Annotated in this window: 9 protein-coding genes; 4 read left to right on the top strand and 5 right to left on the bottom strand. The window is 64.2% G+C overall.

Annotation, left to right across the window (positions count from 1 at the left end; all coding sequences use genetic code 11):
* Positions 1-55: 55 nt before the first annotated feature.
* Together MRS60_RS27015 and MRS60_RS27010 are read right to left on the bottom strand one after the other, a co-directional pair.
* Positions 56-883, bottom strand: a complete 828-nt coding sequence (locus tag MRS60_RS27015) for a hypothetical protein (RefSeq protein ID WP_105391356.1) — start codon at positions 881-883, stop codon at positions 56-58.
* 120 nt (positions 884-1,003) lie between these two features.
* Complete coding sequence (locus tag MRS60_RS27010) at positions 1,004-1,591, bottom strand: tetratricopeptide repeat protein (protein ID WP_034181441.1); 588 nt, start codon at positions 1,589-1,591, stop codon at positions 1,004-1,006.
* Positions 1,592-2,067: 476 nt separating this feature from the next.
* Here MRS60_RS27010 and MRS60_RS27005 point away from each other — a divergent pair, with 476 nt between their 5' ends.
* Both MRS60_RS27005 and MRS60_RS27000 read left to right on the top strand, forming a co-directional pair.
* On the top strand, positions 2,068-2,679 hold the full coding sequence (locus MRS60_RS27005) for a TetR/AcrR family transcriptional regulator (protein ID WP_051983726.1): 612 nt from the start codon (positions 2,068-2,070) through the stop codon (positions 2,677-2,679).
* Between the two features lie 123 nt (positions 2,680-2,802).
* On the top strand, positions 2,803-3,753 hold the full coding sequence (locus MRS60_RS27000) for a universal stress protein (RefSeq protein WP_243565912.1): 951 nt from the start codon (positions 2,803-2,805) through the stop codon (positions 3,751-3,753).
* An 11-nt stretch (positions 3,754-3,764) separates the two neighbouring features.
* Here MRS60_RS27000 and MRS60_RS26995 read toward each other — a convergent pair whose 3' ends face one another.
* Positions 3,765-6,056, bottom strand: a complete 2,292-nt coding sequence (locus MRS60_RS26995) for a heavy metal translocating P-type ATPase (protein WP_243565911.1) — start codon at positions 6,054-6,056, stop codon at positions 3,765-3,767.
* A 228-nt stretch (positions 6,057-6,284) separates the two neighbouring features.
* Between MRS60_RS26995 and MRS60_RS26990 the strand changes: the two genes are divergently transcribed.
* Positions 6,285-6,902, top strand: a complete 618-nt coding sequence (locus MRS60_RS26990) for a hypothetical protein (RefSeq protein WP_243565910.1) — start codon at positions 6,285-6,287, stop codon at positions 6,900-6,902.
* Positions 6,903-7,259: 357 nt separating this feature from the next.
* Complete coding sequence (locus MRS60_RS26985; RefSeq protein ID WP_243565909.1) at positions 7,260-7,727, top strand: CreA family protein; 468 nt, start codon at positions 7,260-7,262, stop codon at positions 7,725-7,727.
* A gap of 212 nt (positions 7,728-7,939) precedes the next feature.
* Here MRS60_RS26985 and MRS60_RS26980 read toward each other — a convergent pair whose 3' ends face one another.
* Together MRS60_RS26980 and MRS60_RS26975 are read right to left on the bottom strand one after the other, a co-directional pair.
* Positions 7,940-9,112 (bottom strand): porin, encoded by a 1,173-nt coding sequence (locus MRS60_RS26980; RefSeq protein WP_243565908.1) that lies wholly within the window; start codon positions 9,110-9,112, stop codon positions 7,940-7,942.
* Positions 9,109-11,265 (bottom strand): FUSC family protein, encoded by a 2,157-nt coding sequence (locus tag MRS60_RS26975; protein WP_243565907.1) that lies wholly within the window; start codon positions 11,263-11,265, stop codon positions 9,109-9,111. Before MRS60_RS26975 ends, MRS60_RS26980 begins: the two co-directional genes overlap by 4 nt.
* Positions 11,266-11,282 lie beyond the last annotated feature (17 nt).

Genomic DNA, 11,282 nt, shown 5'->3' with positions numbered 1-11,282 from the left:
CACGGACATTCACGCATCGGAAATCGACCGGCGGCGCACCGCCGGCCAGGGGACATCAGTTGACCTGGAGCTGGCCGCCGCGGCCGAGGCCGCCCTTGACGTCCTGCGCCTTGTAGCTGCGCAGTGCGACGACCATCTTGTTGTACGCGTCGATGAACGCGACGACCGTCGCCTTGCCCTCCGGCGTCGACGAGAAACCGGCGAGCGCACCGCCCACGCCGCCGCCGAAACCGCCCAGCGCCGCGCCGTAGTTGGTCGCCGTCGAGCTGCCTTCCGACGCCGCGATCTGCACGGCCGAGCGCACGTCGAACAGCGTCAGCGTGACGACCGATGCCTTCGCCTGCAGGTGGCCGGCCACCGCCGCCACCGCGCCGTTGCCGATCAGCCCGCCGATCATGCTGCCGATGCCGCCGATCGGCGAATCGTTGATGACGATCTGCGGTTCCATGTAGTAGTCGGCCGCGACACGCTGGCCCTTCTGCTGCTTCGAGCCCGCGCGATATTCGCCGGAGCTGCGCTGCAGCTGCGTAATCCGCGACAGGCGCGCGTCGCTCTTCTGGTTGCCGATCGACGTGATCACGAAGCAGTTCGACTGCTGGACCGCCAGGCGCAGCAGCGGGTCGATCGTCGTCATCTTGGTCGCGCTGCCGAACGGGCCCCACCAGTCGGCGTTGCGGCCGTCGTCGACGGCGATCGTGCCGAGCGGCGACGTGCAGCGCTGCAGCCCCGAATCGGCGCCTGCGCTCGTGCCGCCTGCCGCGGCGCCCGTCACGCCGGCGTTCTGGCCGCCGGGCGTCACCACGCCGCCGCAGCCCGCGACGGACGCGCAAAGCGCTGCAACCAGCGCACCTTGGGTGAGACGATGGGAAAGGATGGTCTTCATGTCGTTATCGTTCGATAGAGTCGTTATTCGGCTTACGTGTCCGTACGAACGTCGATAAGCCCCCCGGCGTGGCGCGCGATGGTGGTCTCCCCGCTGCCGCCCCCGTTGCTTCCGGCCCGGTCAGTAGTACCAATACGTCTGATTCCAGACGCCGTAGTACGGATAGCCCGAGTTCCAGTAGCCGTAATAGACGTCACGCCATTGCGTGCGCCATTTCCAGTCTTCTTCGTCTTCCTTCTTCGCCTTGCGCGCGAGTTCGAGCAGCTTCTTCGATTCCTTGTCGCCGCGGCCGGCCGCGATCGACAGCCACTTGTCCGCTTCGCGTGGATCGGAGCCCATTTCCTCGAGGCCGAACAGGTAGAAGCTGCCGAGCGCCTTCTGCGCCCGCAGGTCGCCGCGCTCGGCGGCGTCGCGCATCCACTTGAGTGCCTGATAGCTGTCCTGGCGCACGCCGTCGCCGCGGAAATAACGCAGGCCGAGATCGTAGGCCGCCTTCGGCTGGGCTTTCGCGGCCTGCTTCAGTGCGACGATGCGAGGGTCTTCGCGATCTTCCGCATCGTCCTTCTTTTGATAGGAGACCTGATCTTTAGGTCGATAGGAACAGCCGGTGTCGTCGCAGATCCGCACCGTGTTGCTGGTCACGGACGGATCCTGCGCGCACGCGGCCAGCAGCAACAGCAGCCCCGGTGCGAGTAAACGGCGGTACATGGGTACTTTCCTCGAGTTTTATTTGCGCCGACTGCTTCGCGCGATCCCGCCCCGCGAGCGCGCACCGGTTTGCGCGCGGCGCGGCGAATACCATCCGCCAGCACCGACACGTAACCCACGGCTCTCTCAGGTTCTCTTTTCGTCTTGCATTACCGCTGCATCGCCAGAAGCCGGCAAGAGGCACAGGGCGCCGCCGGCATTCTTTCAATTTCGCTGCTGTGCCCGCTGCGGCACCGTCGAGCAGTGAATCGATGGCTCACGTTCCTATTTTTTTAAAGCACGCAGCATCGACCATCGCTTTCCAGTTTCAAATGATACATATCGGTCTATATCATAGTCAAGACAACTTGCGAACGCGCATCATGATGCGGACCCGCCAAGTCCGGGAGATCGGTGGCGAGACCGGATGTGACCGAGCGGTACGATGCTAGAATGTTTAATCTACGCAGTCGGAAGGATCAAGGAGGGAACCGTTCGTGCGAGCCAGCAAACGCCAGTTGGTGGTAGATAAAGCTACCGAACTGTTCTCGAAGCACGGTTTTCATCCGGTGGGTGTCGACTGGATCATCGACGATTCCCGCGTCGCCCGAATGACGCTGTATCGGCATTTTCCGAGCAAGGACGAACTGATCCGGGAAGTGCTGGTCCAGCGTTACGACCTGATCGTAGGCAGTATCGACGCGCAGCTGCAGCACGTCGCCGATCCGGTCGAGCGGGTCAAGACGATCTTCGACTGGTACGAAGCGTGGTTCAATACGCCGGCATTCGCCGGTTGCCTGTTCGAGCGCGCGCTGGCCGAATTCGGAACGGCGTATGCGCCCATCTCGGATGTCGCGATCCGCTATCGCCGCAAGATGGTCGAATGGATCGCCGAACTGCTCGCGGATCTCGTTTCGCCCGAAACGGCACAACGGCTTGCGGCCGTTTATATGATGCTGCTGGACGGTGCGACAGTCGAAGCGAGAGCGTTCAACGATTCGGCGTCCGCAGGGCGGGCGTGGCAAGCCGCGAAAGCGCTCCTGGAACAGGAAATGCGTGCCGGCACCGGGCACGCGAAACACGCGGACGCCCATACGCAACGCGCGTGATCCGAGTGGGGCCGGAACGTCGCCGGCTAATTCTTGAAAACTTGATGGCGATCAAGCTGCCACAAGCCGCGCGCGCAAAAAATTACCGCGTACAAGACCTTGGAATGCCACCGGGAGACGCTCATGAGCACCAGCACTTCAACCTTCCAGGCAGGGGCTCCTCTCCAAAGGGTGCTGATCGCAATCGACGGCTCCGTTGCATCCGACCGGGCAGTCGCCTATGCGCAGCACATCGTTCCGCCGAATGCGTCGGTACACATCGTGAGTATTGCGGAAAATCCGCGAACGCTCGTGCCGCTCGGATCACAGGCCACTGCATTTCTCGAGGCCGCGCGCAACGAGTTGCTTAAAGACGCATCCGACTCCGTATCACGCGCCAAAAACGAAATGCAGCGCGACGATATCGACATCGACACGGAAGTCATCGACCTGTCCAAGCATGGCGGCGATATCGTGCGTGCGCTGATCGAGAGTACGGAAGCTCAACAGGCCGACCTTCTGATCGTCGGTGCGCATCAGCACCATGGCTTGCGCAGATGGATTGAAGGAACGGTTTCGGGCCCGCTTGCCAGGCTTGTTCGTTGCCCGCTGCTTATCGTTCCGGAAAGTTTCGTCTCGGCTGCCGAGCATCTGCCGCAGCGGATTCTGTTTGCCGTTGACGGAAGCCCCCTGGCGCTCGACGCATTGCGAGTCGGATTGCAGTTCTCGAGACCCGACACCGAGTTACGCGCGATCTACGTACAGGATCGCGCCGTATCGCTGGGTGACTTCGTACCAGTCGAAACAATAGAGGGCGCATTGATCAACGAAGGAAATCAGGCGCTGCAACAAGCCACGACCGTGCTCGATGGTGTAACCGCGCACTCGCAGTCGCAACTGCTTCAAACGGATCGAACCGGCTCGGACGTTTCTCAGGTAATCGTGCACGAAGCTGCCGAATGGAATGCGGACATGATCGTCATGGGCACCCATGGGCGGCGAGGCATCGCGGGCTGGGTTGTCGGTAGCGTTGCCGGCCGCGTCGCGCGGATCACGAAGACGCCTGTCCTTCTCGTGAATGCGCGTGGTGCGTGACGCGCTTTTTGTCACGCATCCGTTCCGACTGCGTGGAACAGCTCCTCCTCTTGAGCACAATGCAGGCGTACGATTGCTTCCAGCCCGTACAGCAAGCGTTGTACCGCCTGCATCTGCATCGCGTCCGGTCCGTCATCCGGCATGTCCGCGACCATCTGCCTGAGCGACCGAACCATCTTGAAAATTTCCCTGTGCGCGCTGCTCATCGCCGCGAGCGGGTCCTCGCCGCCGAGAAGTGGCGCGAGACGCGGGTAGACGTCGAGGTCGTCGGATTGTTCGTGAGGCAAAAGCCGTTCGTCCAGCGAGTCGATTACATGAGCGAGTTCGTTCGCCATGATTGCGCCGGATAGCTTAGGTATGCGATCTGCCAGATCCCTGATCTGGTCCATCAGCGGCGCCAATGCCGAATGCTCGCTCTTGAGTTTTTCGACGTCGATGTCGGCGAGGCGAGCCTCCGTCGACATCGGGCGCGCAAGTGACGCCCGTAACGCATTGATGATGACGACGACGTCGATGATCTCCTGAATCACCGCACCGGCGATCGGCTGCAGGAATCCCAACGCAGCAATCGTCATGGCGGCGACAGACAACGACATGCCGATCACCACGCTCTGCAGCGCAATCCGGCGCGACTGCCGGGCGATACGCATCGCGTCCACGAGCCGATCCAGCCGATCCACCAGCAGTACCACGTCGGCCGCCTCCGACGACGCCGCCGCCCCGCGCGCACCCATCGCAATACCGACGTCGGCCGCCGCCAGCGCTGGCGCGTCATTCACGCCGTCGCCCACCATGATCACTACGCCCTCCTTGCGAGCTGCCCGAATGGCGGCAAGCTTGTCCGTTGGCGTTTGCTCCGCGCGTACATCGGTTACGCCCAACAGTTCGCCAACGGCTTCCGCAATGTCCCGCCGGTCGCCGGTCAGCATGATGAGACGCTTGACGCCCTCGCGTTTCAGCAGCCGCAATGCCCTCGGCGTTTCCAGCCGCACCTGGTCGGCCATTTGAATTGCGCCGATCATCGCGCCATCCACGCCAACGAATACAGCAACCCCGCCCTGGCTGCCGACCCGCCGAAGGAAGGCGTCGCTCCAGGGCACAACGGTCGAACGGGCGGATACGTACTCGAACTTGCCGATTGCGACGGTCCGGTTGTCGACCTGGCCTGTCACGCCTTCGCCGGCCGTTTCCTTGACGGCCGACGGCGGAGAAAGGTCGACGTGGCGTTCCCGCGCCGCGACCGTCAACGCATCCGAAATGACATGACCCGAAGCTTGCGCCAACGATGCCGCGAAACGCAGCACATCGTGCGTTCCGACATCCGGGCCGCACTCGATCGAAACGATGCGTGCCCGGCCGCCCGTCAGCGTCCCTGTCTTGTCGAAGAAGAGAATCGTCGCTTGCGCTAGACGTTCCAGCGCGCCTCCGCCTTTGACCAGAACGCCTCGCTTCGAACAGCGCGACATGCCGGAAACGATTGCTACCGGCACCGCGAGGATCAACGGACATGGAGTGGCTACGACGAGCACGGCAAGCGCGCGTGCAACGTCGCCTGTCACCAGCCAGGAGATACCCGCGATCAGCAGCGAAACCAGCACGAAGAATGCCGCATAGCGATCCGCAAGACGGACGGCCGGACTGCGCTCGCGTTGCGCACTCTCGACCATCCGGACGATACCGGCGAATGTACTGTCGCCGACCGTCGCGCGGGCGACCATTTCAAACGGAGCACCGGCGTTCACCACGCCGCTGCATGCGAGCTCCCCGGAGCTTCGCCGCTGGGTCGACGACTCGCCCGTCAGCATGGATTCGTCCAGTTCCGCGTCATTGGTCAGCGTGCCGTCGACCGGCACGAATTCGCCGCTTCGCACGAGCAGCCGGTCGCCGGGGCGAATGGTTTCCAGCGCGACAGAACGCCATTCACCGTTCTCGAATCGGATTGCCTGCCGGGGCGCACGGCTGAGCAGCGCGGTCATCTCGCGTTGCGCACGATCTTGCGCATACTGTTCGAGGGTACGTCCGCTGGCCAGCATCAATGCAATGACGGCGGCAGTCAGCGTCTCGTCGAGCGCCACCGCCAGCCCGATCGCCAGCCACGCGAGAACATCGATGCCGGCCTGCCGCTTCACGACGGCCTTTGCAATGGATACAGTCAGGGCGAGCAAGACCGGCAACGTACCGAGCAGCCAGACGATTCGCGCGACTGAAGGCAGGCCGAACGCAACGCACACGCCTCCACCGGCGAGCGTAACGGCCGCAAAGACCAGCAACATGAAATCGATTGACCAGGGAATTCGAGACATGACGATATTTCAGATCCCCGTGCATGGACGTGTTCGGTGAACCCGAATCCGGTCGCGGATGGTGTTGCATCAGTCTAAGAAATGCCTCCGTCCGATGCTTGACCTGGGTCAGGACGACACGCCTCCGGCGAAATGCGGGCACGATGCCTTGCTTGACGTGAGTCAAGCCGTCGACGCCTTTCGTCAGCAAAATGGAATCATGATGCCGGATGGCCTGGAGTCGATATCGTGCTAACGCTGGCCGTGCTGTTCCTCGTGATTCTTCTGCTGAATCTCATACCGGCGTTCGCCCCTCCGACCTGGATGGCGATGTCGTGGGTCGGGTTCAATCTGCCTACCGGAAATCCATTGATCTTTGCTGTCGTCGCGGCTGGCGCTGCGACAACGGGCCGCGTCATTCTGGCTACCTTCGCGAGGTCGCTCGTGCGGTCCCGCTGGATACGGGAATCCGATCGCGAGAATATCGACATCGCCACACACTGGCTGCGGAAGCACAAGACGCTGACCGCCAGCGCATTCTTTTTCTATGCATTGAGCCCGCTTCCATCGAACTATCTGTTCATCGCGTATGGACTATCAGGGTTGCCGCTCAAGATCATCGCTGTGGCGTTCTTCATCGGCCGCGCAATGACCTATGCGATCTGGGCGCTCCTCGGCCGCTTTGCGTCGACCCGGCTGGATGTGGAATCTCAGCTCGAAGGCACTTACCTCGGCGGATACTTCGTCGTCACGCAACTGGTATTGCTCGGCTTCGTCTTCGCGTTGATGAAGCTCAATTGGCGTGCACTCGTCAACGAACGTCGATTGACGTTTCGACGCGGTCATCATCCGCGCAACTCCGGATGACATGAACGGGCGCGCTCCGGGAGAGTGTGGGCATGGCAAGAAGGCATATCGATGTGCACAGCGCGCCGACGATTCTGCGCCCACATGATCATCTCCGATTGCACATGGCATCTTTTGCATCCGTTATTGCCCGGATACGAACGATGCGGGACGGCCGCGGAGATTACGCGTACGAATCTCGCTGCTCTCGCCATAAGCATCCTGCCGCCCACCAGTTCGACCTTGACTCAAATCAAGCGATCGACGCACGCAGAAACCTAAAGCTGGTTATCAAATCGGCCTCGACGCCACAAACAGCGGGCGAAACGAGCTTGATGATCAGTTGAGGACTCCCGCGATGATCACGTACGAACAGCCATGTGGATTGCTTCCACGGTTTTTGCGATGCTCGCCGCGCCAACTGCCACTGCTGAAGAATTGGCGCGCATACCTACTCACTCTCAGCGCTACGGGATCCATATCGGAATTTCCGCGTACGACGATCCGCTGCTCAAGGGGGTGACGTGCTTCGTTTCGGAACCGCATACAAGCGGCCAGCGCCCCGGGTTCCGCGACAGACATGGCAACGGCGAATCGTCGGTGTCCTGCCATCAAGTCGGAGCACTCGCGACTACGGCGCATGTGCCGCAACAGGCACAAGTGTTCGACGAATCGGTAGACCCCGTATTTCGATCGATACACGTAATTCGTATTCTCGATATGAAGCGTCTCGTCGTGTTGTATTTCTCATACGCCGAGAGCGACGTGGCCGGCGATCTACCGGGACATGTCGACGTCATTCGCCTTCCCGTACGTTCTGAAAAACAAAGCTCGTCAGCCGAATGATTCGGAGCGCGATCGATCGACTGCGGTGATGCTGACCCGCCCTCTTCGGCAGAATGCCGACCGTAGCATTCGACGGGACAGGTTCTATCGAGATAGACTCGATCGATCACAACCCGTTCTCCGCCGAAGACCTGCTGCAGAACGAGCGCCCGCCCCGTTCGTGCAGCGGCTTCGCATCGTTCGATCGCGTTTACACCGAGCCCTCGCCCGACTCAAAACCGATGTCGCATGCCGACGGCCAGCACCAGCTGATTCGCACCGGACGCGTGCGAGAAGTTCGAAATCTGCGCACCCGAGATGCCGGTTCCGTCAAGTCCGTTCACGTGCTGGAACAGCGCTTCCGCATACGCGTCGGTGCGCGGTGACAGCGCATCGATCCCGATGATTCCGGCTTGCTGCCAGTTCGGCCGCGCATGTCCGGACGGGCCGTCGAACGACGCAACGGTAAACGTGTAGGCCGCCGCCACGGTCCACCGGCGCGTCAGCGCATAGCGCGCGTTGACCTCCGCGTTGCGGAACGTGATGTCCGCGTCGTGCAGCACGACTGGCGTATCGGCGACGTTGTTGATCGACGTTGCCTCGTCGAGCCGCGTTCGCGTCGCGATGGCCGAGATCCGCAACCGGCCCCACGTGTAGGCGGCCGCCGCGCTGACGGTGCGCTGCCGGGCCGCGTTGAACGGCGCACCGGCCGGCTCCATGCCGTCGGCATTGGCCGGTGGGAGATTGCCTTCGTGGTCGAATGCCAGATAGCTCGTGCCGAAGGCAAACGCGCCACGCTCGTAGGTGGCGGCCAGCGCGTAGCCGCGGTTGTCCGCAAAGCCGCCCGCCGCGTTCGAGAATCCGTAGGTCGCGCCGAACCGGAAGCCGTCGAGTAGCGGGCTGGTGTACTTCACCGCGTTGTTGCTGCGGGTGTAGTTCGCCAGGTTGTCGTTGTCGAACGGATGCGCGAACGCGACTCCGCCGAAGGGCGTTCCGCCCAGCGCGAACGGCTGCACGAGCTGCAGCGTCGAATCGAACTGGCGGCCGACCGTCACCGTGCCGTATCTGCGGGATGCAAGCCCCGCGTAGGACTGGAAGCCGAACAGACGCCCTTGCTGGCCGATGGCACCGTTCGTGACCGAAAAGCCGCTCGCGAGCAGAAACACCACGTTGAGATCGGCGCCGATCGGCTCGTTGCCGGAAAGAGTCAACCGACTCACGTTCACGTCACCCGATTTCGCCTGCAACGCATGCGCGTCGCCGTGGCGACTGCCGAGGTTGTCGACGAACGCGATCCCGCCGTCGATCAGGCCGGACAGGGCCACGGTGCCCTGCGCACGCGCGGCGGCGGGGACACACAGCGCGACGATGCAGCAGCGCACGGACGCCCGAATCCGTCGTCTCATCCGTTCTGCCTGGACGGGGTCGACGGACGGCCGGGCACCCTTTCCGCGTGGCGACGCTCGGGCACACCCTGTCCGGTCGCAATGCGCGCGCGCAATACGTGCACGATCCACGCGCGCTCCGCGACTTCCCGCTGGATCTCGCGCGCGTGCCCCGACACCCGGTCGAGCCCGCTCGAGCCCGCCGGCCGCGCCCCGTGCGCGGTGGCCGGCGGCTCGCCGGCGATCAGTCGCCCTGCCTCGCGCGCCGTCGCGGCAATCGCCGCGCGGTCGATCGCGTCGAGGGTATCGTCGAGATACTCGACCGGCGCGAGCACGCCCACCAGCGCTTTCATCTGCTGCATCGCAACGCTCGCACTCGCCGTGCGCGGGTCCGCCGCAATCGATTCGAAGCGCGTCGCCGCGATGGTCGCATCGAGCATATCGATCGCAACGCACGCCCGTCGCCGCAGCGCGGTCAGCGAGCCCCGGCCGGCGCGGGCACGCGCCGGATCGTCGTCGCCGACCGCGCGCAAGTAGGTCGCGGTGGCCGATATCGCGTGATCGGCGACCTCGCCGATGCGGTGATGCTCGCGGTCCGGCCATGCGAGCAGGCTGACGATCACGCCGACCAGCACGCCGGCGAGGCTGTTTCCGACCCGCAGCGCAGCCAGCATCCATGACGGGCCGACCGGCGTCCCGAGGTGCGCGACCAGGATGAAGTGCGACGTCAGGAACAGGATGTACGACACGTAGCTCACGCTGCGGGCCGCGAGCGTGCCGGTGGCCAGCGGAAGGATCGCCAATGCCAGCAGCAACGGATCATGGACCAGCAGCGACAACATGGACGCCAGCACCGCGCCGAGCAACGTACCGCCGATGCGAAGTCCGGACAGCTTCACCGTCTGCGACAGCGTCGGCTGCAGGATGAACATCGTGGTCAACGCGAGCCAGTATCCCTGCTGCACGCCGGAGATGCGCGCCAATGCGACGGCGATCATCGCGGCAACGCCAAGACGCGAAGCGTAGCGATGGAACACGTTCGGCGCGGCCATCTCGTTGCGCAGCGCGACGAGCCGGCCCGCGCCGCCCGCGGGTTTCCCCTTTGCCGGCTCGTTTCGCGCCGCGTCGTCAGGCGCGATCTCGTCGCTCACCGGCTGCAGCAGCACGGCCCCGAATCGCGCGATCAACGTTTCGCATGCGCGCAACCAGGCCGATCGCTCGTCGTCATGCAGGTTCCGGTATTGCGCGACACGGCGCGCGAGCGCATCCAGTAGCCCGGCGCGGTCGCGCGCGAGCGCCTGCGCCGCGTCACCGGCGAGGGCGCAGCCTTCGACGAGACGTGCGAGTTGCGCGAGAACCGGCGCGAGCACGGCGGCGGCCTCGCGCCGCTCGCCGACGCTGGCGGCCGCGATGCGCGACTCGAGGCCGGCGAGCAACGCCATCGCCCGCTCCGCATCGGCAACCCACTTCCTGCAGAGAGGCGGAAGACCGCCGCGGCGGTTCGCCGACGCGGCGATCATCGCGTCGAGCCGCGAGCGCAATGCCGCACGGCCGCTCTCGAGCGACGCAAGATCGCCGTTCGCAGCACGCGCGAGCCGTTCGACGAAGGTCGCCATCGCGTGCAGAAAAGCCATCGTGGCCATACGCGCCCGTGCGCTGCCGTCGGTCTGCCACAGGCCGATGCCCGCCAACGCCGCCCAGACGCACCCGCCGAAGTAGAACAGCGCGTACTGCGCGGCGGACGCGATGCCATGCACCGGAAAGCACGCGGCGACGGCGCAGGCGGTTGCGGTCAGAATGCCGCGCAGGCCCGACGCCGCGCCCCGCTTGCGCGCCGACGCGCCGAGATACGCGACGGCCCCGACGATGACGATCGACAGCACCGGCAGTGCGTGGGTCGCGATCGCGATCGCGGACGCCGCGGCGCCCAGCATGCCGAACCACAGGCCTTTGGCCAGGCGCTCCGCTGCCGGGCGGCCGGACTCGTCGGCGAGACAGGTCCAGAACGCGGCGATCGCCGACCAGCACAGCATCGGCATGTGCAGTTGCGCCGCGGCCACGGCCGGCACGACGCAGATCAGGCCGCCCCGCAGCGCTTCCGCGATCGGCAGATGGCGCCGTCCGAGACTGAAAAAGCGCCGTACCCGGTCGCGGGCGGTCGAGACAAGGCCCATGTTTCCCTCCCGACCGC

Source organism: Burkholderia pyrrocinia, from assembly GCF_022809715.1.
Classification (GTDB): domain Bacteria; phylum Pseudomonadota; class Gammaproteobacteria; order Burkholderiales; family Burkholderiaceae; genus Burkholderia; species Burkholderia pyrrocinia_C.
Note: the sequence above shows the minus strand (reverse complement) of the source record. Positions and strands in the feature narration are given on the sequence as shown.

Coding starts and splice junctions, on each gene's coding strand:
- MRS60_RS27015 (WP_105391356.1), bottom strand. CDS start 883: ATGAAGACCATCCTTTCCCATCGTCTCACCCAAGGTGCGCTGGTTGCA.
- MRS60_RS27010 (WP_034181441.1), bottom strand. CDS start 1,591: ATGTACCGCCGTTTACTCGCACCGGGGCTGCTGTTGCTGCTGGCCGCG.
- MRS60_RS27000 (WP_243565912.1), top strand. CDS start 2,803: ATGAGCACCAGCACTTCAACCTTCCAGGCAGGGGCTCCTCTCCAAAGG.
- MRS60_RS26995 (WP_243565911.1), bottom strand. CDS start 6,056: ATGTCTCGAATTCCCTGGTCAATCGATTTCATGTTGCTGGTCTTTGCG.
- MRS60_RS26985 (WP_243565909.1), top strand. CDS start 7,260: ATGTGGATTGCTTCCACGGTTTTTGCGATGCTCGCCGCGCCAACTGCC.
- MRS60_RS26980 (WP_243565908.1), bottom strand. CDS start 9,112: ATGAGACGACGGATTCGGGCGTCCGTGCGCTGCTGCATCGTCGCGCTG.
- MRS60_RS26975 (WP_243565907.1), bottom strand. CDS start 11,265: ATGGGCCTTGTCTCGACCGCCCGCGACCGGGTACGGCGCTTTTTCAGT.